At 32.4% G+C, this 23,851-nt stretch carries 21 protein-coding genes and 5 tRNA genes; 22 read left to right on the top strand and 4 right to left on the bottom strand.

The window, feature by feature from the left end; genetic code table 11:
* Nucleotides 1–101 precede the first annotated feature (101 nt).
* From RBH29_RS06565 to RBH29_RS06550, 4 genes are all read left to right on the top strand, one after another.
* Complete coding sequence (locus RBH29_RS06565; RefSeq protein ID WP_306695971.1) at nt 102–944, top strand: fumarate hydratase; 843 nt, start codon at nt 102–104, stop codon at nt 942–944.
* 71 nt (nt 945–1,015) lie between these two features.
* On the top strand, nt 1,016–1,570 hold the full coding sequence (locus tag RBH29_RS06560; RefSeq protein ID WP_306695970.1) for a Fe-S-containing hydro-lyase: 555 nt from the start codon (nt 1,016–1,018) through the stop codon (nt 1,568–1,570).
* Nucleotides 1,571–1,789: 219 nt separating this feature from the next.
* The gene (locus RBH29_RS06555) at nt 1,790–1,999 is read left to right on the top strand and encodes a DUF1858 domain-containing protein (protein WP_306695969.1); all 210 of its coding nucleotides are present in this window, start codon (nt 1,790–1,792) and stop codon (nt 1,997–1,999) included.
* Between the two features lie 356 nt (nt 2,000–2,355).
* Nucleotides 2,356–3,630, top strand: a complete 1,275-nt coding sequence (locus tag RBH29_RS06550) for an adenylosuccinate synthase (protein ID WP_306695968.1) — start codon at nt 2,356–2,358, stop codon at nt 3,628–3,630.
* Nucleotides 3,631–3,736: 106 nt separating this feature from the next.
* On the opposite strand, the gene RBH29_RS06545 is transcribed toward RBH29_RS06550, so the two are convergent.
* Nucleotides 3,737–3,940 carry a response regulator transcription factor gene (locus RBH29_RS06545; protein WP_306695967.1) on the bottom strand — a complete coding sequence of 68 codons (204 nt, stop codon included), beginning with the start codon at nt 3,938–3,940 and terminating at the stop codon, nt 3,737–3,739.
* A 409-nt stretch (nt 3,941–4,349) separates the two neighbouring features.
* Between RBH29_RS06545 and RBH29_RS06540 the strand changes: the two genes are divergently transcribed.
* The 7 genes from RBH29_RS06540 (at nt 4,350) to RBH29_RS06510 (ending at nt 8,101) form a co-directional block, all read left to right on the top strand.
* Complete coding sequence (locus RBH29_RS06540) at nt 4,350–4,601, top strand: hypothetical protein (RefSeq protein WP_306695966.1); 252 nt, start codon at nt 4,350–4,352, stop codon at nt 4,599–4,601.
* Nucleotide 4,602: 1 nt separating this feature from the next.
* Nucleotides 4,603–7,218 (top strand): PEP/pyruvate-binding domain-containing protein, encoded by a 2,616-nt coding sequence (locus RBH29_RS06535; protein ID WP_306695965.1) that lies wholly within the window; start codon nt 4,603–4,605, stop codon nt 7,216–7,218.
* 192 nt (nt 7,219–7,410) lie between these two features.
* Nucleotides 7,411–7,486, top strand: a tRNA-Lys gene (locus tag RBH29_RS06530).
* 212 nt (nt 7,487–7,698) lie between these two features.
* Nucleotides 7,699–7,773, top strand: a tRNA-Glu gene (locus RBH29_RS06525).
* 73 nt (nt 7,774–7,846) lie between these two features.
* Nucleotides 7,847–7,923 (top strand) — tRNA-Asp (locus tag RBH29_RS06520).
* 14 nt (nt 7,924–7,937) lie between these two features.
* Nucleotides 7,938–8,013, top strand: a tRNA-Thr gene (locus tag RBH29_RS06515).
* A 3-nt stretch (nt 8,014–8,016) separates the two neighbouring features.
* A tRNA-Tyr gene (locus RBH29_RS06510) sits at nt 8,017–8,101 on the top strand.
* A gap of 135 nt (nt 8,102–8,236) precedes the next feature.
* On the opposite strand, the gene RBH29_RS06505 is transcribed toward RBH29_RS06510, so the two are convergent.
* The 3 genes from RBH29_RS06505 to RBH29_RS06495 all read right to left on the bottom strand — a co-directional run bounded on the left by RBH29_RS06505 (nt 8,237) and on the right by RBH29_RS06495 (nt 13,582).
* The gene (locus tag RBH29_RS06505; protein ID WP_306695964.1) at nt 8,237–9,208 is read right to left on the bottom strand and encodes a glycosyltransferase family 2 protein; all 972 of its coding nucleotides are present in this window, start codon (nt 9,206–9,208) and stop codon (nt 8,237–8,239) included.
* 24 nt (nt 9,209–9,232) lie between these two features.
* Nucleotides 9,233–12,100 carry a glycosyltransferase family 39 protein gene (locus RBH29_RS06500; protein ID WP_306695963.1) on the bottom strand — a complete coding sequence of 956 codons (2,868 nt, stop codon included), beginning with the start codon at nt 12,098–12,100 and terminating at the stop codon, nt 9,233–9,235.
* Between the two features lie 81 nt (nt 12,101–12,181).
* Complete coding sequence (locus RBH29_RS06495; RefSeq protein WP_306695962.1) at nt 12,182–13,582, bottom strand: glycosyltransferase 87 family protein; 1,401 nt, start codon at nt 13,580–13,582, stop codon at nt 12,182–12,184.
* Between the two features lie 655 nt (nt 13,583–14,237).
* Here RBH29_RS06495 and dapF point away from each other — a divergent pair.
* From dapF to RBH29_RS06440, 11 genes are all read left to right on the top strand, one after another.
* On the top strand, nt 14,238–15,074 hold the full coding sequence (dapF, locus tag RBH29_RS06490; protein ID WP_306695961.1) for a diaminopimelate epimerase: 837 nt from the start codon (nt 14,238–14,240) through the stop codon (nt 15,072–15,074).
* Nucleotides 15,075–15,197: 123 nt separating this feature from the next.
* Nucleotides 15,198–16,424, top strand: a complete 1,227-nt coding sequence (locus tag RBH29_RS06485; protein ID WP_306695960.1) for an LL-diaminopimelate aminotransferase — start codon at nt 15,198–15,200, stop codon at nt 16,422–16,424.
* Between the two features lie 166 nt (nt 16,425–16,590).
* Complete coding sequence (locus RBH29_RS06480; RefSeq protein WP_306695959.1) at nt 16,591–17,520, top strand: LCP family protein; 930 nt, start codon at nt 16,591–16,593, stop codon at nt 17,518–17,520.
* A 162-nt stretch (nt 17,521–17,682) separates the two neighbouring features.
* Nucleotides 17,683–18,663 carry a metal-dependent hydrolase gene (locus RBH29_RS06475; protein WP_306695958.1) on the top strand — a complete coding sequence of 327 codons (981 nt, stop codon included), beginning with the start codon at nt 17,683–17,685 and terminating at the stop codon, nt 18,661–18,663.
* A 182-nt stretch (nt 18,664–18,845) separates the two neighbouring features.
* Entirely contained in the window at nt 18,846–19,829 is a 984-nt protein-coding gene (locus RBH29_RS06470; protein ID WP_306695957.1) for a 2-hydroxyacyl-CoA dehydratase family protein, read from the top strand.
* 22 nt (nt 19,830–19,851) lie between these two features.
* Complete coding sequence (locus RBH29_RS06465) at nt 19,852–20,616, top strand: acyl-CoA dehydratase activase (protein ID WP_306695956.1); 765 nt, start codon at nt 19,852–19,854, stop codon at nt 20,614–20,616.
* Nucleotides 20,617–20,753: 137 nt separating this feature from the next.
* The gene (gene queC, locus RBH29_RS06460) at nt 20,754–21,425 is read left to right on the top strand and encodes a 7-cyano-7-deazaguanine synthase QueC (protein WP_306696019.1); all 672 of its coding nucleotides are present in this window, start codon (nt 20,754–20,756) and stop codon (nt 21,423–21,425) included.
* A gap of 32 nt (nt 21,426–21,457) precedes the next feature.
* A complete protein-coding gene (queD, locus tag RBH29_RS06455) occupies nt 21,458–21,841 on the top strand; it encodes a 6-carboxytetrahydropterin synthase QueD (RefSeq protein ID WP_306695955.1) in 384 nt (127 codons plus the stop codon).
* 15 nt (nt 21,842–21,856) lie between these two features.
* Nucleotides 21,857–22,489, top strand: a complete 633-nt coding sequence (locus RBH29_RS06450) for a radical SAM protein (RefSeq protein WP_306695954.1) — start codon at nt 21,857–21,859, stop codon at nt 22,487–22,489.
* A 5-nt stretch (nt 22,490–22,494) separates the two neighbouring features.
* Complete coding sequence (locus tag RBH29_RS06445) at nt 22,495–23,064, top strand: uracil-DNA glycosylase (RefSeq protein ID WP_306695953.1); 570 nt, start codon at nt 22,495–22,497, stop codon at nt 23,062–23,064.
* Nucleotides 23,043–23,618 carry a uracil-DNA glycosylase gene (locus tag RBH29_RS06440; RefSeq protein ID WP_306695952.1) on the top strand — a complete coding sequence of 192 codons (576 nt, stop codon included), beginning with the start codon at nt 23,043–23,045 and terminating at the stop codon, nt 23,616–23,618. The genes RBH29_RS06445 and RBH29_RS06440 overlap by 22 nt, the downstream gene beginning before the upstream one ends.
* Nucleotides 23,619–23,851: the final 233 nt, after the last annotated feature.

The following is a 23,851-nucleotide window of genomic DNA, read 5'->3' as shown; positions in this document are numbered from 1 at the left end:
TTTGCCGTTAATATATACACCTATATATTGCATAATTGGACTTGATATAATAAAATAATGTTGTTAGTAAAGTTAAAGTATTTAAAAGGCTGGAGGATAAGATGAGAACTATTCATGTTAATCAAATTGCTGAGGAAGTAGAAAAACTATGTATCCATTCAAATTATTATTTAAACGATGATGTTATAAATGAGTTTGAAAATTCTTTGAAGGTTGAAAAATCTCAAACAGGTATTGATGTTTTAAAAAAACTTATTGAAAATGCTAAACTGGCTGCAGAAAGAAAAATGGCCATATGTCAAGACACAGGGATGGCTGTGATTTTTTTGGATATCGGTCAGGATGTTCATATAGTTGGAGGAAATTTGGAGAATTCGATAAATGAAGGTGTAAGAAGGGGATATGAAAAAGGTTTTTTGAGAAAGTCTGTAGTAAAAGATCCTGTTGAAAGGATAAATACTGGAGACAATACTCCAGCTATAATTTACTATAATATTGTTGATGGTGATAAAATAAAAATTTCCATGGCTCCTAAGGGCTTTGGAAGTGAAAATATGAGCAGTTTAAAAATGCTAAAACCTTCTGATGGCATAGAAGGAATAAAAAAATTTATAATTGAGACAGTTGATAAAGCAGGGCCAAATCCATGTCCTCCTGTTGTTGTAGGAGTGGGTATTGGAGGAACTATGGAAAAAGCAGCTATTTTGGCCAAAAAAGCCTTGCTTCGCCCTGTTAATAGGAGTAGTGAATTAGAACATATAAGATGTGTTGAGAAGGATATATTAAATAAAATCAATTCACTGGGAATTGGGCCATCAGGTCTTGGTGGCATTGTCACTGCACTGGCAGTTAATATAGAAGTTTTTTCAACTCACATTGCAGGTCTTCCAGTGGCAGTAAATATGAGCTGTCATGCAACAAGACATGCAGAAGCTACAATTTAGAAAGTATTTGTGCATACCACAGTGAGTGAACTCTAAATGATAAAAATTGTGTTTTTATGAAGGGAGAAATTATGAAGTACTCTATAAAAACCCCATTAACCATGGAAACTGTAAAAAAATTAAAGGCAGGAGATATAATTAATATTAGTGGAGTTGTTTATACTGCAAGGGATGCTGCTCATAAAAAAATGATAACTCTCCTAAATGAAAAAAAGAGCTTGCCCTTTGATATAAAAAATCAAGTTATATACTATGTAGGCCCTTGCCCGGCAAAGCCTGGTGAAATTATAGGTTCAGCTGGTCCAACAACCAGTAGCAGAATGGATGCATATGCACCAGAATTGATAAAGCTAGGTCTTAAAGGGATGATTGGAAAGGGTTTGAGAAGTGAAAAGGTAATAGATGCTATGAAAAGGTATGGAGCAGTATATTTAGGAGCAATAGGAGGAGCGGGGGCTTTAATTGCTCAAACAATAATTAAAGAAGAAATAATTGCTTTTCCTGAATTAGGGGCTGAAGCCATAAGGAAATTGACTGTAAAAGACTTCCCAGCAGTTGTTATAATTGATAGCAATGGAAATGACATGTATGAAATTGGAAAGAAAAAGTATAGAACTTATAATTGAATAATTTTAAAAAAGTTTTTAGTTTTAACAAAACCAGTTAGCTAGGCACGCATATTACTTTAGAGATGGAACTTTGTATTTGAAATTAAGGGGTATATTTTTTCTACATATTAGTGTATAATAAACACTGTTGCAATTTAATTGTACATGTCGGCTTAAAGTGCAATAAAAGTTTAAGTTGTATTAGAAAAAAAGAAAATAAAATTTGGAGGGATATATATGAGTAAAGTTAATAAGGATATGATAATTTCAGATGTTTTAAAGTTAGACAAAGGTACGGCACCTATATTTAACAAAAATGGAATGCACTGCTTGGGTTGTCCAGCTGCTTCAGGAGAGAGCATTGCACAGGCATGTGTAGTTCATGGAATAGATGCTGACAAGCTTGTTGAAGAGTTAAATGATTACTTTGCTAAAAAAGGTGAATAATTATATAATAAAAAATGTTAACTTTGTTTAAAAATAAGACATCTGGTTATAGACAGCAATAAGAAATATTGATGTCTTATTTTGCTGTTTACAGTTAGTGTCATTTGTGATTTTATTATCAGCTTCGCCGTAGAGCACCTTCTTTAAAGTGGGTGATATAAGACGAGGTTTTATTAAGAATTCGGTTGGGAATACCGACTGTGCTCTTTTAGAAAGTTTGCATTAAGTAGCTCCCTAAAGCAAGAAACCTTCTTTCTTTAGGGAGAGGAGAACGTTAAATAAACATGGTAAAGTGAAAATATACAGAGCAATGAGAATTTTTTTGGTCTGTTTTAGAGAATAGGGGGATTGGTAAAATGGCTACCAGAATAGTGGTGGGTACTCAGTGGGGAGATGAAGGAAAAGGTAAGTATATTGATATGCTGGCTAAAAGCTCTGATTTAGTGGCGAGATTTTCTGGAGGGAATAATGCTGGACACACAATAGTGGCAGATGGTACAAAGTATTCATTACATCTTATACCATCAGGGATATTACATGGAGGAAAAACTTGTATTATTGGTAATGGAGTTGTGGTTGACCCAAAAGTACTTTTAAAAGAGATGAGGGATTTAAACAACAAGGGTGTAAGTACTGACAAGCTTTTAATCAGTGACAGAGCTCATGTTATAATGCCATATCATAAATTACTAGATGAATTGCAGGAAAAGCTTAGAGGTGCTAATTCTATTGGAACAACTAAAAGAGGGATTGGACCATGTTATTCTGATAAAACTGAAAGATCAGGAATTAGGATGTGTGATCTTATAGATGAAGAAACTTTTATTGAAAAAGTAAAAGAGAATTTGGAGATTAAAAATTTAATTATTGAAAAAGTATACGAAGGTCAGAAACTTAGTGAGGAAGAAATAATATCAGAGTATTTAGAGTATGGAAGGCTATTAAAAGATCAGGTATGTGATATAAACAGTGTTATTTTTGATGCTATGGATAACAAAAAGAACATATTGTTTGAAGGGGCTCAAGCCACATTTCTTGACCTTGATTTTGGAACCTATCCTTATGTTACATCTTCAAATCCAATTGCAGGTGGAGTTTGTACAGGGGCAGGAATTGGGCCTGTTTATATTGATGAAGTATATGGAGTGCTTAAAGCTTATACATCAAGGGTTGGAGCTGGACCATTCCCTACTGAACAGGACAATGATATTGGTGATACAATAAGAGAACTTGGAGCTGAATATGGTACCACAACTAAAAGACCAAGGCGTTGTGGCTGGCTGGATGCTGTTATGATAAAGTATGCTGCAAGGGTAAACGGACTTACAGGGCTTGCAATTAATCATGTTGATACAATTGGAAAGTTAAAGAACATCAAGCTTTGTGTAGCCTACAAAAAAGATGGCAATACAATAAGTGGTTTTCCATGCAGCCTAAAAAAACTTGAAAAATGTATTCCTGTATATGAAGAGTTTGAAGGATGGGGAGATGTTGATATCTCAAATGTAAAAACATTTGAAGACCTTCCTGTTAACGCAAAAAGGTACCTAAAAAGGATAGAAGAGATTGTTGGAGTAAAGATTAAGCTTATTGGTGTAGGAAAAGAAAGAGAGCAAACTATAGTTGTTTAAAAATAGCTTTAAATAGAGTTTGAATATTGAAACATGTTTATCCCTCATTTGGCAGTTGCTCAATGAGGGATATTGTTGTAAGATTCCAACATTCAATTTAATAGTCTTAGAAGGAAAGAATATTTGATTTTCGAGATAGGGCTATAGCCTGAGTCCTTCCCTTTACTCCTAGCTTTCCGTATATATTGATGGTGTGCCACTTTACAGTTCCCAAAGAAACAAAAAGTTTTTCGCATATGTCTTGATTAGATAACCCTTTGCTGATTAAGTCTAATATTTCAAGTTCTCGAGGACCTAGTTCCTCAATCAAAACTTGATAAGATTCTTTGGTAGAATTTATAGCTTTTTTATTTAAATGTCTTTTATTGGGACAAATCTCGTGATAAATTTTACTTATGTATTCAAGAATCCCATTTTCTACAGAGGGGTGTCTGTACTTATTTTATAATCTGCTTTCGCGAAAATATTCCTGGCCTTAAAGGTGGAATATTGACTTTTATTTTAAGAAAATTATTAACCATTATTAAACCCTCCTTACAGGTGTAATTATTCCATATTATATATGTGTAATCCTTCTATTTGCAAAAATACTTTCAGAATAGAAGCTTTTATACCAAACCTAACTTTAGTCTAGTTTCTTACTAAAAAGTTTCCGTTATAATAATAACATAAAGAGAAATTCACTTAAATAAAACCTTTGTAAGTAGGAGGAGAGAGAAATGAGAAATAGTGAGACATTTTCTGGAAAGTGTATGTGGCAAATTCGGATATGTATAGAAGGACATGTTGATTTGTGGATTGAAGATTATTTTGGAGGAGTTAGTATCAGTCACAAAAAAGATGGCAGCTCTATTTTGACAGGAGAAAGGGCAGATATATCAGCCGTATATGGTTTAATCCTAAAATTGAGGGATTCAGGCATAAATCTACTGTCTTTACAAGTTGAAAAAGCAATGAAAGGAGAAAAATAAAATGGGTAAATATGTATGTAACATAGCAGAAATTCGTAAAGATGATGTTTTAAAAGGAGGAGGCAAAGCAGCAAATTTAGGAGAAATGATTGATGCAGGTTTTCCTGTACCAGGAGGTTTTGTAGTATTAACTGACTCATATAAGAGATTTTTAGAAAAAAACAATTTAGAAAAAGATATTAAAGTTCTTATTAATAAAGTTAAATGCAATGATTCTGATATAAATAAAGCAGTCAAAAAAATAAAAAATCTTTTTGAAATGGGAGAAATACCTGAAGATATTAAAAAAGAAATTGATGAAACTTACAAAAAAATAGGAAGTCCAACGGTAGCTATTCGCTCCTCAGCTACAGCAGAAGACATGCCGGGCATGTCCTTTGCAGGTCAGTATAGTACCTATCTAAATGTAAAGGGACTAGAAGATGTTTATAAATATATAAAGAAATGCTGGGCTTCTTTATGGAATGAAAGGGCAGTGTCCTACAGATCAAAGCAGAATATGGTAAATTCTGATTTAGCTCATGGAATAGTGGTGCAAAAACTAATAAAATCAGAAAAATCTGGAATCATATTTACTGCAAATCCTGTAAATGGAAAAAGGGATGAAGTATTAATCAATTCATCTTGGGGATTAGGTGAGGCAATAGTTGGTGGTGAGGTAAATCCAGATCAATGGGTTATAAGCAAAAAAACTTTTAAGGTGACAAATAAAGATATAACTACAAAAAAAGTTAAGACAGTAAGAAGAGAAAAAGGGATTGAGCTTGTACCAGTTCCAAAAGAAAAGCAAGAAATTAGTACATTAAATGACGAGGAAATACAGGAACTCACCAGACTATCAGTAAAAGTAGAAGAATACTTTAATTCCCCTCAAGATGTAGAATGGGCATTTGAATCGGGCAAATTCTACTTAGTTCAAACAAGACCTGTTACTACACTTTATCCAATGTATAAAACTCAAAAAAATGAGGATGATTTTAGAATATATGTAAATTTATTTTTATATTCACAGTCAATGAAAGAGCCCTTTACTCCTATGGGTTTTAATCTGGTAAAACAGGCCTATGCCAACTTATTAAATAAATTTGGAACAAAGAATTATAAAGGGGATAAACTATGGTGGTTCCATAATTTTGGAGGAAGAGCCTATGCAGATGTAACCAATCTTTTAAGAAGTAAAAAAAATGTAGATAAACTTAAAAACAATAAAAGAAATGATAAAGATCCACTAACTACTAAGGCATTGATCCAAGTTATAGAAAGAAATAAAGATGAGATTATGGACAAAAGTAAGGCTGGAATAAAAGTTTTAAGTAAGTTAAATTTAAGATTGTTCAAGGTATTAATAGAAGCATCCTACAAGTCTATATATGCAACTATTAATCCCAAAGAGGCAAGAAGGAGATCATTTAGTTCAGGAGATAACAAAATAGAGGAACTTAAAAAAGAAAAAGAAAAGCTTAAAACACTCGAAGAAAAATTAAGTTTTGTTGAAAAAAACAGCCATGGAGGCATAATAGCTGCATGGGACGCAACATTTTATACAGCTATCACTCTAACTTATATGGACAAAGCAGAGAAAATAATGAAAAAGTACTTAGATGATGTTTCTGATTTGCAGTATATAGAAAAATCCGTTCCTTATAATGTGACTACAGAAATGGGTATGAGTATGCTTAATATAGCTAAAAAACTAGATGGAAAAGGTATGAAAGCTAGCGAAAAAGACAAGGACATAAGAAAATTTTTAAAACAATATGGAGATAAAAGTTCTTATGTAGAAGCAGATGTAGCCAGTACAACATGGAGTGAAGAACCTGAATATGTATTAGATTTAATTAATTCATTCATTGAAAATAAAAGCTACAATGAAGAAATGGAAAAGTTTCACAAAGACAGAGAAGAAGCTCAAAAAGCTATAGAAAGAATAAAAGAAAATATGGAGAAAGAAGCTGGAAAAAGAAAGGCTAAGAAGATTGTAAAAATTTTAACTCATTATAGAGAAATGTTTGGATTAAGAGAACTTCCAAAATATTATTTAACAAAGGTTTTAAGTATTGTTAGATTTGTATTGATAGACATAGGAGAAAAACTTGTAAAGGCAGGAAGGTTAGAAGATAAAATGGATGTCTTTTATGTAAACATAGAGGATATTAGATCAAAAAAAGATCTTAAGGAAATAGTAAAAGTAAATAAAGAAGAATATATTAGAGAAACGAATAGACCTATGCCTCCAAGGGTTATTACCAGCACTGGTGAAAGTATATATTCAGTGGTTGAAAAGGCAGGAGAAAATGCTTTTGCAGGGGTAGCAGTATCACCAGGAGTTTATGAAGGTAGGATAAAGGTTTTAAATAGCCCGGTGCAAGGACAAAAACTTGAGAAAGGTGATATATTGGTTACTGCCGCAACAAATCCTGCATGGACACCTCTTTTCTTAAAAATAGGAGCATTGATAATGGAAACAGGAGGTCCAATATCTCATGGTTCTGTTGTAGCAAGAGAATATGGAGTTCCAGCAGTAGTTGGAGTTGCTGAGGCTACTTCTATGTTAAAAGATGGACAGATAGTCAAAGTAAATGGTGAAACAGGAGTTATTGAACTTAAGAGCTCGTAGAGTGAGCCGAGTCGCAAGGAGTCAAAAAAACATACACCCTTTTGAGTTTTTAAAGGGTGTATGTTTTTTAAGTGAAAAAATATGTAAGAAAGATTGTCCTTGACCTTTAATTTATGCACCCAATTTTAAAAAAATAGTTGACAAGAGGAAGTGTCTTGCTGTAGAATACATAATTGTGCGACAAAAACATGTGGGCCATTAGCTCAGTCGGTAGAGCACTTGACTTTTAATCAAGCTGTCGAAGGTTCGATTCCTTCATGGCTCACCAAAAAAGATTTTGCAGACAATGTTAATGCAGGGTCTTTTTTTATTATGGTGGAAAGCCTCTAACTAGTAGGTTTTGAAGAACTTAAAAAAAATTTTAAAAAAGTTTGGTTTTTTGCTTGACTTTTTGTGCAGATGTAGTTACAATATATTTTGTCGGTAAAAAAACATTATGTTTATAGAGACAGAGAAAAGGTTGCTATTTATATTTAATATGGCCCATTGGTCAAGCGGTTAAGACACCGCCCTTTCACGGCGGTAACAGGGGTTCGAGTCCCCTATGGGTCACCAGAATAACCTGTTATAAGTAGCTGATCTGTCAGAAGCAAATTATCGCTGACAGATCAGTTAGCAGGTCTAATATGGCCCGGTAGTTCAGTTGGTTAGAATGCCAGCCTGTCACGCTGGAGGTCGAGGGTTCGAGTCCCTTCCGGGTCGCCATTAAAACTTAATAAGCTGGTGTAGCTCAGTTGGTAGAGCAGCTGACTTGTAATCAGCAGGTCGGGGGTTCGAGTCCGTCCACCAGCTCCATATGGAGGGGTTCCCGAGTGGCCAAAGGGAGCAGACTGTAAATCTGTTGTCAACGACTTCGATGGTTCGAATCCATCTCCCTCCACCAAAAAGCCTTGTATAACTGCATTAAGTAGTGTACAAGGCTTTTTTTATTCACTTTAAAACTCCACCCCGTAAGGTGGAGTTTTTTTATAAAGACTTAGCAGAAAACCGTTATCCTTTTAAGGTAACGGATGAATGCTTATCTCATTGTTATCTTATTTGACTTATCTTCAGAGAAGTTTTTAGTCTGTCTTATAATGTATAAAGGTCTGCCTTTTGCTTCGTCATAGATTCTTCCTATATACTCTCCGATTATACCAAGTATCATAAGTGTAATACCGTTAAAAAACAGGTTTACAGCCAGCGTAGAGGCCCAGCCAGGCTGTGTAATTTCAGATGAAAAAAGTTTTGTATAAAGTACAACTAAAAGGTATATAAAGCTACAAAAAGATAATAGAAAGCCTGTGTATGATGCCAATTTTAAAGGTTTATATGAAAAAGATGTTATGGCATCGAAAGCAAACTTGAACATCTTTTTTAAAGGATACTTGGTTTCGCCAGCAAAACGTTTATCCCTGTTAAATTCAATTCCTATTTGTTTAAAACCAAGCCAGCTTATTATTCCACGTATATATCTGCTACGCTCATTAACAAGCTTGAGAGCTTCTGCAACTTTTCTATCAATTAATCTAAAATCTCCGGTATCTACAGGTATTTCCACTTCAGTCATTCTCCTTAAAAAACGATAGAATAGTTTAGCTGTAAACTTTTTAAAAAAAGTTTCGCCTTTTCTTGCGAGTCTTTTTCCATACACAACGTCGTAGCCTTCTTTCCACTTTTTCAGCATTTTTGGAATTAGTTCTGGAGGATCTTGTAAATCTGCATCTATAACCACAATAGCCTGTCCTTCAGAATAGTCCATACCCGCAGTGATAGCAGTTTGATGTCCAAAGTTTCTTGCAAAATCAATTAGTTTAATCTTTTTGTCATTAGCACATATTTCATATGCCATAGGTGCAGTTTTGTCCCTGCTGCCATCGTTAACAAATATAATTTCATAAGAATCTTTTAACGAGTCCATAACTTTTTTTAGTCTTTTATATGTCTCTAGAAGAACTTCTTCTTCATTGTAAAGAGGAACTACTACTGAGCAAATTATTTTATCATGCATGTTTTTCCCTCCAAAGCAGTTATTTTAAAAATTCCAAACCCAATTTATAAGATTTAAATAAGAATCATTTATATGCATACCTGAAACAATTGGATAAAACAGTATGAAAGTTATTAAAACCAATGTTAAATAAATATAGGTAAAGTATTTAAAATTGGGCCATTTATCTGTAATTTTCTTAATTACATACAAAATACATAATATTAAAAATGGTACTATGGTAAAATAGTGATATATAAATGTACATCTGGGAACGCCTACCCATGGAACGTACTGAAAAATCATAGCTACAACTATTGGGAAAAATTTTCGGTCAAATTTAAACAGTCCGATTAATAAAATGGCTATAGCTGTGAGCATGAACATCCACATCAATGTCTGTACATTAGAACTTGTGTAGTAGTCTCGAGTTTTTTCAACACCACTAAAAGTATATACAATTGTAGAGAATATACCTGCAGAAGCTATGGAAGAAATAACAAGTTTTTTACCAAAGTTAGAAAATATAAGCACTGATGATGTTAATAATATAAAAAACATAATCCAAATAGCTGAAGGAATAAAGTCTTCCGGTATAGAGATATAGCCAAAAGAAAATACTGAGAGAATAAATAATAGTATAATGGGTTTTGTAACCTTTGTAAGAGACATAACTGTAATTGACACAAATGCCACTATTCCAGTCCACCAAATAGCAGGATTCCCCAATGTGTAAATTCTAGATACAACTCCACTAGGAAGACCGTTTCCAAAATAAAAGGCCATAGGGGTTGTCATAAAAGGCCATTCCCACCAAGGAGATTCATACACGTGATCAGCTTCTAAGCCGGAGTGGTAGCTTAGCATTTCTTTAAAATTATCTATGACTATTCCAAAACCATCTACGCTAGGAACTCGAACAAGGGGAATATATGAAAGTGAATATATTATTCCCGGTATTATAACAAAGAATATTACACAAAGCCCCATGGTTCCATATAAATGCAAAGGTTTGTATTTGTAAAACCAGTCAGGCTTTCTCTGTTTTTTCTGAGATAGTTGCCAGTAGTCTTTGTATTCTATGGATTTGTTGATGAAAAATAGCAGTGCAAGTCCAGCTGCACCATAAAAAGCAATCCACTTACTTGCAGCTCCAAACCCAAAAAATAGACCACTTAAAAACAATGGTTTTAAAGAGGTTTTAAATCCTAATGCATAGGATTTGTTTACAAAATAATCATACATATAATAGTACATGAGTATTACAAAGAATGTAACATAACTATCTATAGTTGCTATCCGGGTTTGTGCAAAATGCATTAAATCAAACATTATAAGAAAAGCCGCGGAAAATGCAAAAAATCTGCTATGGAAAACTTTTTTACCAAAAGCATACATAGCTGGAATCATAGCAGCACCAAAAAGAGTTCCCATGATTCTCCATCCAAAAGGCACCATTCCAAAAATAAGTACACCTAATGACATAAATACTTTTCCTAAAGGAGGATGAGTTGTTTCGTAAGGATATATTGCGTGTACGTGTTCAAAGGCTGTTCGACCATGGTATATTTCATCTAAATACATACTGTTCATAAAAGAGGGTCTGTAGACAAATTTGTCTTGCTCATCAAAAAGATTATCTAAGTTGCCTTCATTTTGAGGGTTAACATCCTTGTCCACTATTGTTATGTTTGGCAAAGGTTCCTCGCTTTCTCTTTCAACTATTGCGATTTCATTTAAAGTTATATTGGAGCTTTCAAAAGTAAATCTAAGTTTGCGGGTAGTGACTGATTGTACAATCTCATAATCCCATTTAAAAGTGTCACCAGGATGTTCTTTTTCGATGGTGACAAGACTGGAAAATGTTTGGTCTTCGTCCAAATACTCCACATGAATATTGCCACCGCCTAAACCTGTAAAATAATATACTCTCGATAAAGTTGCATCTTTTCCAAGGTCAATGGTGAAATTCTCTCCTGGTGAAGAAGACTTCCAAGAAGTGGTGGGAGCTTCTAAATCACCAAGGTTGTAAAGGGCAATAAATAAATAAATAACTGTCATAACAACCATTATTATCAAGTCTTTTATATCAAATTGTACTTTAAAAATTTCAAGTTTATCTGGAACACCAGTTTTTTTAGTGTTTTTTTTCGATTTTTTTGTTTTTGAAAGATTTTTTTGACTGTTATCATCTTTAGTAGATTTTTTTGATTGATAAATAATAAAAGCAATATAGCCCAGTATTGTAAAAGCTAAAATAATTAAAAGAATTTTAGAAAAAACACCATCACCGTTTTCGTCTGTAGCATCCGACTGGGATAAATTATCTGGATCTAAATTCAAGGCGGTGCTGCCAGAAGGCAAATCATCTATCTCAACCATTTCCACATTGTCAAACCAGGCTTTTCCTGTGCTTAAATTATTGTGCCCGCCTAAAGAAAGTGAAAGAGTCACTGTCTCTTGATTCGGGCTGGTTTTACCATAAAACTCAACATATTCCCAATCCTCGGTTGTTCCTGTAATGCTGCGAGAATGAGTGTGAGTATATAATATTGAGAGATTTGCTCCTATAGAATCATCAGACACATTTTCTGTTTTAATCCAGCAGGAAAATTTGTAAAGGGTATTTCCTTTTACAGGAATATGTTGAATATACCTTGCATCGTTTGAAGAAATATTTTTAATGTAAGCACTTCTTGAATCAGTATGATTTACAGTTTCATCAAGGCCAAATTCAGTTGTTTCAGAACCATCAAACCAAGTATATATATCCCAAAATTCAGCATCTTTTTCTGATAGTTCAAAAGTTGGATTTTCTAAAAGATTTTCTGTTTGGGCAAACCCATTAGAAGATGCAATATACATACAAAATACAATTGCTATTAAAAAAAATTTAAAATTTTTTTTTGACACCTTTTAAGCACCCCCGCGATAGTTTGTAATAAAATTTAACTATATTAAAAAAATTAATACTATATTTTATATCGTAATAAATCAGCGTTTTTTATTCCTTTTTATCTTTTTTGATGATTTATTATTTTTATTAAATTTAAGATCTGCAAAAATCAATTTATTTCTCAATACAATATCTATAGATGTCCAAAGAAGAAATGCAAAAAGCATAACATTTAGAAAAGACACTATAAGAAGTATTGTATTGTCTGGTGGAATATGAGGGTTTCCGATTGCCATCATTCTCTCTAAAACTATTTGACAATTCACAAATATTGTCAAAGACGACAGGGCAAAAATCCCCATAAGTCTTATATCTTTTATATAAATAAAAGCAATAAGTGCCAACGCAACAGCAGGATACATATACCTTTCATGCATTCTAGACCAGAATACAAAAATACCTATTGTCTGTATAAGTGAAGCTAAATATAGGACGTTTGAGCTCTTGGATTTAAAGTAAAAAAATGGAGTTATGACAAAGCATATTATCCCAAAGAATATATGCCCCCATATGTTGTAGCTAAATATAAAGAAAGTTTCAGTGTCTTTTGTGAGATTTTGACCTAATAGTGCAAAGAAATTAAAAGCATTTAATGATGCGTGTTTATAGCCTTCACTGGTTTCTAAGAAAAGGTCAAAAATCCACAGAGGATGTTGGGTAAAAGAAAATGGCAGAAGAATAACTATACATGTTATTAGTCCGTATACTACAGACATTAAAAAATTTTTTATATTTTTTCTTCTAAACAATTCAATACATAACTCATATATAAGAATTGGGATGAAAAAAACCCCATGTGGCTTCATAAGAGTTGCAGCTGCTAAAGCAGCAGTGGCTTCTGGCTTTTTTTCAGCTTTTATAAACATTAGGAATATTATAACCATTAACATGAAAAATGAATCAACCTGTCCCCACAATGTAGAATTAATAAGGATTGCAGGGTTAAACAAAAATAATCCTGACAAAAGCAGGCTGAATTCTGGTTTGAGTTCTTTATATGCTAGTTTAAATATTATGTAAGCAGTTACAACATCGGCAATAATAGAAGGAAGTTTTATTAAAAGCATATGTGCAGAAGAGCCATAATCGATATTAAAAATATCAACAACCTTACCTATGATTGCAAGAATATACAAATAAAATGGTGGATAGTCCATAAAAATATCTAAATTATATATATTGGGCAAATCATTTGCTGCATGCTGAGCCCAAGATTGAAAACAAGATATATCTGAAGAAAAACCCTCAATAACAGGAGCCAATATTAGACGCAATATAAATCCAATAGTTAAAAGGGCAAATAGATGGACTTTTGTATTATCGGGATGAACTTTTAAAGCACCCTTTTTAATTGCCATAAAAAGGAATAAACCAACAATAAAAAACACTAATGCATAAAAATACATAAAAGATATTCCGCTGGATCTAATAAACTCCATATGAGATGTTGTATTCATTGAAACCTTTCACATTCCTTTCAAGTCAATTTACTATTAATTACAAAAAAGAACTAAAAAACCAGCATTTTAAAGGTGAATTTGCTTGGTTTGTAGATTTATTATAGCAGTTATGGTGTGTAAATGCAATTTATAATTTAGTATATGTTAAAGGTAAAAAACAATGTTTCTTCCATATTTTCATTCACTTAAATAACATGCACCCATTTAATACATCTTAACTAAGTAACTTGTGTTTCTTTTATGGAATATCTTTCTTCAAGTTTATTGCATACACCATTTAATAATGAGGGATGTTAGTTATTGAAAAACCTAAGTTGCATTTAATGGTTGATATGCATTGAGTCAAACGAAAAATGCAACTTAAATATTAGTAACTTGTAAAAAATGCAGACAGAAAATTCCTTTACTAATATGCTAATTAATTTAATATTAAATGGAAAAAGCATATATTTAAAGGGGAAAACTAAAAATTAAACTGGATAAAAGCGTTGAGAAAATAGGCATGTAGTTAAAATGGAAATTTAATAAAAACAATTTTTTTAAAAAAAATTAATTATTTTAGTTGTAATATGAGATGAGTGTGATATAATTAAAAATAAGAAAAGTGCAAGTTTTAAGTTTGGAGGTTGCAAATATGAAATTCACAAAAATGCACGGATTGGGAAATGATTATGTATATGTAAATTGCTTTTTGGAGAAGGTAAATAATCCTTCGGAAATTGCCAAAACAGTTAGCGACAGAAATTTTGGAATAGGGTCAGATGGATTGGTACTTATAATGCCATCTGATATAGCGGATTTTAAAATGAGAATGTTTAATTCAGATGGGTCAGAAGCAGAAATGTGTGGTAATGCAATAAGGTGTGTGGGTAAGTATGTTTACGACAACCGTTTGACAGACAAGGAAGTTGTAAGTATTGAAACTTTGGCAGGAATTAAAGTGCTTGAACTTAAGACAAAGAATGATGTAGTTGAATTGGTTAAAGTTGATATGGGTGAGCCAATTTTTGAACCTTCTAAAATTCCTGTTACAAGTGATAAAAAGCTCTTTGTACAGGAACCTGTTTATATTGATGGAAGCCAGTATAAAATTACATGTGTATCTATGGGGAATCCTCATGCAGTAACATATGTTGATGATGTTGAAAATTTTCCACTTAAAAAAGTTGGTTCTTTGATAGAAACGCATAAACTTTTTCCAAATAGAATTAATGCAGAGTTTGTTGAAGTAATCGACCGATCTACCCTTAAAATGAGAGTTTGGGAAAGAGGTGCTGGAGAAACTTTAGCATGTGGTACTGGAGCTTGTGCTGTTTTGGTAGCCTCAGCACTAAACGATATTTCTGAAAGAAAAGCAAACATAAGGCTCTTAGGAGGCGAGCTCATAGTTGAGTGGAATGAAGATGATAATCATATTTACCTAACTGGAGGTGCGACAAAAGTGTTTGATGGGGTGTTTGGACAAGATTAACCTTATAAGAGGTGAGGTTTTAGAACAAGATGAATATTTAAAAGAGTGAACTCGTTTAGATAAAGCTAAACATCGAGGCTTCAGGTGAAGTCTTAGAATAATATAAAGGAAGGAAGATGAGACATGGCAAAAATTAATGAGAATTATTTAAAACTTCAAGGAAGTTATTTATTTGCAGAAATTTCTAAGAGAGTAAACAATTTTAAAAAAGAAAATCCTGATGCGGGGATAATCAAGTTAGGTATAGGAGATGTTACAAAGCCACTTGCCCCTGCTGTTATTGAAAAACTACATCAGGCTGTTGATGAGATGGCTGATGCTGAGACATTTAAAGGCTACGGTCCTGAGCAAGGGTATCAGTTTTTAGCAGAAAAAATAATTGAGAATGATTATAGTTCTCGTGGCATAAAATTTGAAACAGATGAAATATTTATAAGTGATGGTTCAAAAAGTGACAGTTCAAATATACAAGAAATATTTGGGGTAGATAATATAGTGGCTGTTACAGATCCAGTATATCCTGTTTATGTAGACAGCAATGTTATGGCTGGGAGGACAGGAGATTTTAAAGATACTGGACATTTTGAGAAAATAACATATCTTGTATGTAATGCTGAAAATAATTTTAACCCTAAAATTCCTGATAAAAAAGTAGATTTAATATATTTGTGTTTACCAAATAACCCCACAGGGACGACACTTACAAAAGGGGAAGTGAAAAAATGGATTGACTATGCAAGAAAAAACAAGTCAATAATTTTGTATGATTCTGCTTATGAGGCATTTATCAGAGAAGAGGATGTTCCTCACAGTGTATATGAAATAGAAGGGGCAAAAGAAGTTGCAATTGAATTTAAAAGCTTTTCAAAGACGGCTGGATTTACAGGAACAAGGTGTGCATATACCGTTGTTCCAAAAGAGTTGGTTGCATATACTGAAAGTGGAGAACCTTATCAGGTGAATAAATTCTGGAACAGAAGGCAGACAACAAAGTTTAACGGTGTGCCATATGTTATTCAAAAAGGTGCAGAAGCTTTATATACTCCGGAGGGACAAAAGCAAATAAAGGAAACCATTAATTATTATATGACAAATGCTCGCATTATAAAGGAAGGTTTAGAAAAAGCCGGGCTTAAAGTTTTTGGAGGTGTAAATGCCCCTTATATATGGCTTAAAACTCCAAATAACTTAACTTCTTGGCAGTTTTTTGACAAATTATTAAATGAGGTTAATATTGTTGGAACTCCAGGTTCGGGTTTTGGACCTAGCGGAGAAGGGTATTTCAGACTAACTGCTTTTGGAAGCAGAGAAAACACTGAAGAAGCAGTGGAGAGGTTTCAAAAACTTTAGTCTTTAAATGTAGTTTATCCACTTATCTCGTATTAAAAAGAATAATAAACACATACTAACTAAAAGATAATTATTATTAATATGTCTGTTTCTTAAGGACAAAATCTCGATAATTTAAAAGGTTTTGGACGATGGGAGATGGATGGTAATAAAAATAGGTGGAAATATGCGTTTTAGAAGAAATATTTTTTATATTTGTATAGTGTTTTCTTTTGTTTTGTTCTTTGAGGGAATTTTTACACTCTATAATTTTGATGAAAATAGTAAAACAAATTTCAAAAGAGAAAGAACAAATAATTATGAAAAAACACAAATTATGCGAGATATTTTTGGAGAAAAAGAAGATTACCCGGAGTACATAAATCTACTCTTAATGGGGCTGGATGAATCTGAAAAAAGGTCAGATGGAATTACATTAATAAATTTCCAGCCCCAAAATGGAAATATTAACATGTTATCAATAGCAAGAGATACTATGATTAAATTAAATAGTGGAAGAACATTAAAAATAAATGCTCTTATTGGGCTGGGGGGAGAGTCAAAAATTATTGAAAAAGTAGAAGAGCTAACTGATATGCCTGTTCACTATTATTTGACAATGAATTTTGAAGGTTTTAGGGAGATAATTGATTTATTAGGAGGAGTGGAAATAGACGTACCATTTAATATGGAATATGATGATCCATATCAAAATCTTTATATTCGAATTGATAAAGGAAAGCAAATTTTAGATGGAGAAAAAGCAGAAAAATATTTAAGGTATAGAAAAGGAAATAGAGCAGGAGAGGGTTATGAGGATGGCGATATAGGGAGAATAAAAGCACAGCAAAAGTTTATAGGTGAATTTATAAATCAAAAATTAAAACTTAAGTATTTTCATAAGGCAAATGATATTTTTTTTATTATTAAAAATAATGTAACTACAAATATAGAGCTGGCTGATGTTAACTATTATTTAAATGTAATAAAAGATATTAATATAGATGAGTTAAAGGTCTTTACGCTACCAGGGCATTCTGAATATATTAATAATCAATATTATTATATAAATGATGAATCAAAAACTAGAGATATAATAAATAATAATTTTAATTAATCTATTTGAAAACAGGAACATTAATGGGGGATAACTAATTTTCTTAAATCCGGATATATTTTCTTAAATTGAGATATATTTCTCATGACTTTTGAAAAAAATAGTGGTATAATATTTGATGTATTTAAAAAAACATGTAAGTAGTAAACAGGAGGATGATTGATGGATCCGATTACCCATGGAGTCATTGGTATGACTTTATCGAAGGTTACAGGTAATGAGATATCTGTAACTGATGCAGCTACAGCAGCTGTGGTTGTTGGTTCAGTTTTCCCAGATATTGACATAGTGTTCCAAAAGTGGGGAGATTGTTCATATTTAAAAAATCACAGAGGTGTTACTCATTCGATAATAGGACTTTTGACTTCTTCAGTATTTATAGCATTTTTACTAAATTCTTTTTATTCAAATGCTAGTTTTATGAGTCTTGTGTTCTGGGCTTTGTTGGGAGGAATTTCCCACACTTTTTTCGACTTATTTAATTCTTATGGTGCAAAACTATTATGGCCATTTATTAACAAAAAATATTCTTTTGGATTGCTTCTCGTATTTGACCCTATATTTTTAATTTCCATGTTAGGATATATATTTACTTCTGGAGTTGTTCAAAAGGTGTTTATTATTAGCTTTTTAGTTTACCTTTTGTCTAGGGTTGTTATGAGAATGTGTGTGTTCAAACATTTAAAAAAGAAGTTTAAAAAAGGCTCTGAAGAAATTTTTCTAGTTCCTGCAATGACGGGATTATTTAGGTGGCATTTTATACTTGAAGAAGATACATGCAGTATATTTGGAGAAAAGAATATTTTTAGACGAAATATAAAGATTATAGAAAAGTTAAATAAGATACAGGATGAACTTTTAGAAACAGTTTCAGATTCAAGTGTTGGTAAATTTTTTGCTGAGTTTACCCCTGTATTTCATGTAAACAGACAATTAATAGGTGGAATAACTCGATATACATTTATTGACATGAGATATTACATGCGTAATGATTTTCTTCATCATGCAATATTAGAGGTGGATAAAAGCGGCCGCATTATAACATCGAGTTTTAATCCATATTCAATAAATAGAGCAAGTGATATTCCTGAGGAAATTGAAAACCCAAAAAATAATTTTTTCACAAGGCTTAGAGGAGTTTAAAAAATATTTAAAAGCAAATAATATATTTGGTACTGTTGCATACTAAACAAGTTAGTTTGCAGCAGTTATTTTTTTAATAAAAAAGCTTTAAAGCTTTTTATTTGTGTATTATAATTATAAGAGCAACTTCGCATTATAGAAGTGGAGACTTAAAATAAGATGAAATTTTAAGGAGTGTTTTTTTGAAAAAAGTAGGTTTTACAACAAGTATACCTGTGGAAACGGTATTTGCTGCAGACTGTAAGCCTGTAGATATAAACAATATTTTCGTGAATGAACGTAATGCCGAAAAACTTTTGGAAAATGCTGAAAAAATCGGCTTTCCCAGAAATTCATGTGCATGGATAAAAGGTATGTACTCGTGTATAATGAGCAGTGCAGATCTTGATATGATAATAGGTGTTGTTGAGGGGGACTGTTCAAATACTAGGGCACTTAGAGAGGTGCTTGAATTAAATGGAGTTAAAAGCGTTCCTTTTTCTTATCCAAATTCAAGAGACTATAACTTACTAAAATCTGAAATATTAAATTTGTGCAATTATTTTGGAATAAATATAGAGCAGTGTGTACATATAAAGAAAAAGTTAGACAATATAAGAAAAAAACTTGTGTATTTAGATGAGTTAACATGGAAATATAATAAGGCAAGTGGACTGGAAAACCATATATGGCAGGTTTCAAGTAGCGACTTTAATGGCGATTACAATGTATTTAAATCTAAATTAGAGGCTGAAATATTACAAATTGAAAAAAGAGATGAATTTCATGAAAAGGTGAGAATAGGTTATATTGGTGTTCCACCAATAATTTCTGATTTATATGATTTTGTAGAGACATTAGATGGAAGGATAGTTTATAATGAGGTTCAAAGACAATTTACCATGGCGGATTCTATTGGTATAGATGATGTTGTTGAAACCTATAAAAATTTTACTTATCCTTATGACATATATACAAGGCTTGAAGATATAAAGAACCAGATAAAAAAGAGGAAAATAGATGGCGTTATACATTATACCCAGGCATTTTGTTTTAGGGGAATTGAGGATATTGTTATAAGAAAAAACTTAGACATTCCAGTGCTAACGTTAGAAGGCGACAGACCTGGGAGTTTAGATTCGAGGACAAAACTTAGAATAGAGTCATTTATAGACATGATTGGCTAAATAGTAGTAAAAGGGTGGAAATATGAGAATTATAGGTATAGACTTAGGTAGTAGGTCTGTTAAAATTGTAGTTTTTGAAGGAAATAATATTGCTGAAAATAAAATATTTAGTACATCTTTTTTTTATAAAAATTGCTGTTTTGTTAAAGGTGGTAAAGTTGCCATAGACTTTGACAGCTTGAATTTAGGTGAGTTTGATAAAATCATCAGTACTGGATATGGAAGAAACAACGTTAATGTAGAAAATGCAGAAGTTATTTTAGAGTTAAAGGCTCATGCATACGGTGCTATGTGGCAAACAAAACTTCATGATTTTACTTTAGTAGATATTGGTGGGCAAGATAGCAAAGTTATGTCTATAAAAGGCGGCAAAATGGTGGATATGATGTTAAACGATAAGTGTGCCGCATCGTGTGGAAGGTATCTTGAAAATATGGCTGTTGTTATGGAAATAAGTGTTGAGGAATTAGTTGAGTATTTTAAAGATCCAGTTCAATTGAATTCAACATGTGCTGTTTTTGGTGAGTCAGAACTCATAGGGAAAATATCTGAAGGATATTCTATAGAGCAGTTAGGTGCGGGTGTCAACTATTCTCTTTTTAAGAGGATAAGACCACTAATAGAAAGATTTCCAGAAGACTCTATTGTTATAACGGGAGGAGTTGCAAAGAATAAAGCTTTTGTCAAATATATAAAAACAGAGCTTGACTTTAAACGGGTAGTTGTTCCTTCTTTTCCTCAATTAAATGGGGCTATTGGATGTTGTTACTATTATTTAAAAAAATGAAGATGTGGGCATAAAGAACTTATTATCTTGATTGCAGCTGTTGTTGCTATATGATATACTTATAGCTGCAACAAACGAGGAAATTTATGAGTAATAGTAAATTTTTTGAAAAATCCGAATATAGGTGGGAGAATTATATGAGTAGAGCTGTAGTTTTGCTTTCAGGTGGATTGGATAGCACAACATGTTTGTCAGTTGCAATAAAAGAAGGCTATGAGGCATATCCTTTATCTTTTGATTATGGTCAAAAGCACCATAAAGAAATTTTAAGTGCTAAAAATGTAGTGGAATATTATTCGATAAAGCCACACAAGATTATAAAGACTGGAAATGTAGGCGGGAGTGCATTGACAGATCAGGATATAGAAGTTCCTGACTATCAGGGTCTACCCAATATTCCTGTGACTTACGTTCCAGCTAGAAATATTATTTTTTTAAGTTATGCAGTAGGTTATGCTGAAGCTGTTGGTGCAGAGGCTATATACATAGGTGTTAATGCTGTTGATTATAGTGGATATCCTGATTGCAGGCCGGAATTTATTGAAGCTTTTAGAAATGTAATAAAAGTTGGAACAAAGGGAGGCGTGAATGGGAAACCGATAAAAATTCTAACGCCTATTATTGAGCTTTCAAAAGCAGAAATAATAAAATTGGCCTGTGAGAATAATGCACCTATTCATTTGACTACAAGCTGTTATAAGGGAGGCGAAAAAGCCTGTGGAGTTTGTGACAGTTGTTCTTTGAGACTAAGGGGTTTTAAGGAAGCTGGAATTGTAGATACTGTTGAATATGCTAAAAAAGTTTATTAATAATAGATTAACAGGTTGAAAGGAATATGTTTATGAAAATTGGTAAGATTGGTATTAGCAAGGTATTTACCTTTGATAGTGCTCATCATTTAAAAGATTATCAAGGAAAGTGTAAAAATATACATGGTCATACTTATAAATTGGAAATCACATTAAAGGGAACACCTGACGAGAAGGGGTTTGTAATTGATTTTCATGATTTAGATAGCATTATAGAAGATGAAATTCTTTCAAAAATAGATCATAAATATCTAAATGAGTTGTTTGAGTTTAATCCGACTTGCGAAATGATTGGACTATGGTTGTGGGATGAAATTTTAAAAAAGATATCAAAACTAGACCCTGTTCTTGAAAAACTTGTTTTATGGGAAACGCCCACATCCTTTATAACCATTGACAGAAAAGATATGGAATAATGGGAGTGGGAAAGTGTGAAAGTAAATGAGATTTTTTTAAGCATTCAAGGTGAGAGTTTATCTTCTGGTTTTCCAACAATTTTTGTTCGATTCACAGGTTGTAATTTAAGATGTAGTTACTGTGATACAACATATTCATATAATGATGGAATAGACATGACACCGGAGAGTATAATGAAAAAAATAAAAAAGTTTCATTATAACAGAGTATGTTTGACAGGGGGAGAACCTCTTTTACAAAAGGATTTAGACAAACTTTTAAAAATGTTAGAGGGTTATATTGTTTCCATTGAAACAAATGGTTCTGTTAAACTTGAATGTTTGGATCTTTTAAATAGAAAGTACTCCTTTGTGTTAGATATTAAAACACCTTCTTCAAGATGTAGTGAAAAAATGGTGTTAAATAACTTTGAATTTCTTGAAGAAAAAGATGAAATAAAATTTGTAATTGAAGACAGAGCTGATTATGAATGGTCTAAAGATATTATTTTCAAGTATCATAAAAAAGGAGTTTTAACATTTTCGCCTGTTTTTGGCAAAGTTGATTATGCTAAAATAGTAAGGTGGATACTTGAAGACAGATTAAATGTTCGATTTCAATTGCAGCTTCACAAGCTTATTTGGGAACCAGACATGACAGGGGTTTAGTGATTATGTATAATTGGGAAGAACTAATAATGGAATGTACTAACTGTAAGAAGTGCATTTTAGGTGATACAAGAAAAAACATAGTAATAGAAAAGGGAAACAGAAATGCTTCCTTAATGTTTATTGGTGAAGGGCCGGGAGAGCAGGAGGATATTCAGGGAACACCATTTGTGGGACGAGCAGGCAAGCTTTTTGATTTGCTGTTGGAAGCATTAAGAATTAAGGAAGATCAGTATTATGTTACCAATATAGTGAAGTGCAGACCTCCTAGAAACAGAGTTCCCAATGATGATGAAGCAAGGACCTGTTTGCCTTACTTAAGGAATCAAGTTTTCTTGGTAAAACCTAAAATAATAGTATGTTTAGGTGCTACTGCTATGAGACATATAATAGATAAAGATGCTAGGATAACAAAGATTAGAGGTAATTGGATTGAAAGAAAAGGGTACTGGATTATGCCTGTTTTTCATCCGGCAGCACTTTTAAGAGATGAGTCTAAAAAGGTTTTAATGTGGGAAGATTTTAAAAAAGTTAAACAAAGGTTGGATATCATATGTCAAAATCAGAACAGTTAAATATTTTATACGATACATATAAAAGTGTATTTAATGAAAGGGAAATTGTTTTGGGAGATGGCAGTGTTGATTCTAAGCTGTTATTGATAGGTGAAGCACCTGGGAAAGATGAGGTGCTTAAAAAAAAGCCATTTGTGGGTGCAGCAGGGAAGAACCTAAGTGAATTTTTAGATATATTAGGTATTGATAGAAGTGACATATATATAACTAATGTAATAAAATATAGGTTGTCAAAGGTAAACCCAGAGACAGGAAGGGTATCTAATAAACCATCTACCAATAAGGATGTTAGAGAAAACAGAAAATATCTACTTAATGAAATAAGTATTATTCAGCCTGAAATTATTGTTTCGCTTGGGAATGTTCCTCTAAGAGCCGTTTTAGGGGATATGCAAATTAAGATTGGTCAGGTTCATGGAAACCTTAAAGATATTTTAATTGAAGAAAAAAAGTATAATTTGTTTCCGCTCTACCATCCGGCAAGTATTATTTATAATAGAAAACTTAAAAGCATTTATTATGAAGACTTGGAGAAGCTAAAAAATATATTGTAGTGGAAGTTCTAAACTGTACTAATGGTAGCCAAATATCAGTGACCACTTAGGATATGCGTTTATCCAGCAAAAACCATTAAAAAAAATTAAAAAACCTATTGACTTTTATTTATTTATGGTGTTATAATCAAATAGCTGTCGACGCGAGAAGAGACAAAGCAGTACAAAGGGAATAATAAACATTACAAAAATAAAAAAAAGTGTTGACAAAGAAAAAAACATGTGGTAGTATA

The sequence above is a fragment of the Herbivorax alkaliphila genome (assembly GCF_030848475.1).
In the GTDB taxonomy this organism is placed as follows: Bacteria; Bacillota; Clostridia; order Acetivibrionales; family Acetivibrionaceae; genus Herbivorax.
The sequence above is the reverse complement of the archived record's forward strand: the minus strand, read 5'-3'. Positions and strand labels throughout refer to the sequence as shown.

Bases quoted from the DNA above. Each gene is read 5' to 3' on its own strand.
- queD (WP_306695955.1), top strand. From the start codon at position 21,458: ATGAAAATTGGTAAGATTGGTATTAGCAAGGTATTTACCTTTGATAGT.
- RBH29_RS06440 (WP_306695952.1), top strand. From the start codon at position 23,043: ATGTCAAAATCAGAACAGTTAAATATTTTATACGATACATATAAAAGT.
- queC (WP_306696019.1), top strand. From the start codon at position 20,754: ATGAGTAGAGCTGTAGTTTTGCTTTCAGGTGGATTGGATAGCACAACA.
- RBH29_RS06465 (WP_306695956.1), top strand. From the start codon at position 19,852: ATGAGAATTATAGGTATAGACTTAGGTAGTAGGTCTGTTAAAATTGTA.
- RBH29_RS06480 (WP_306695959.1), top strand. From the start codon at position 16,591: ATGCGTTTTAGAAGAAATATTTTTTATATTTGTATAGTGTTTTCTTTT.
- RBH29_RS06565 (WP_306695971.1), top strand. From the start codon at position 102: ATGAGAACTATTCATGTTAATCAAATTGCTGAGGAAGTAGAAAAACTA.
- RBH29_RS06560 (WP_306695970.1), top strand. From the start codon at position 1,016: ATGAAGTACTCTATAAAAACCCCATTAACCATGGAAACTGTAAAAAAA.
- RBH29_RS06495 (WP_306695962.1), bottom strand. From the start codon at position 13,582: ATGGAGTTTATTAGATCCAGCGGAATATCTTTTATGTATTTTTATGCA.
- RBH29_RS06555 (WP_306695969.1), top strand. From the start codon at position 1,790: ATGAGTAAAGTTAATAAGGATATGATAATTTCAGATGTTTTAAAGTTA.
- RBH29_RS06540 (WP_306695966.1), top strand. From the start codon at position 4,350: ATGAGAAATAGTGAGACATTTTCTGGAAAGTGTATGTGGCAAATTCGG.
- RBH29_RS06550 (WP_306695968.1), top strand. From the start codon at position 2,356: ATGGCTACCAGAATAGTGGTGGGTACTCAGTGGGGAGATGAAGGAAAA.
- dapF (WP_306695961.1), top strand. From the start codon at position 14,238: ATGAAATTCACAAAAATGCACGGATTGGGAAATGATTATGTATATGTA.
- RBH29_RS06475 (WP_306695958.1), top strand. From the start codon at position 17,683: ATGGATCCGATTACCCATGGAGTCATTGGTATGACTTTATCGAAGGTT.
- RBH29_RS06505 (WP_306695964.1), bottom strand. From the start codon at position 9,208: ATGCATGATAAAATAATTTGCTCAGTAGTAGTTCCTCTTTACAATGAA.
- RBH29_RS06485 (WP_306695960.1), top strand. From the start codon at position 15,198: ATGGCAAAAATTAATGAGAATTATTTAAAACTTCAAGGAAGTTATTTA.
- RBH29_RS06445 (WP_306695953.1), top strand. From the start codon at position 22,495: ATGTATAATTGGGAAGAACTAATAATGGAATGTACTAACTGTAAGAAG.
- RBH29_RS06535 (WP_306695965.1), top strand. From the start codon at position 4,603: ATGGGTAAATATGTATGTAACATAGCAGAAATTCGTAAAGATGATGTT.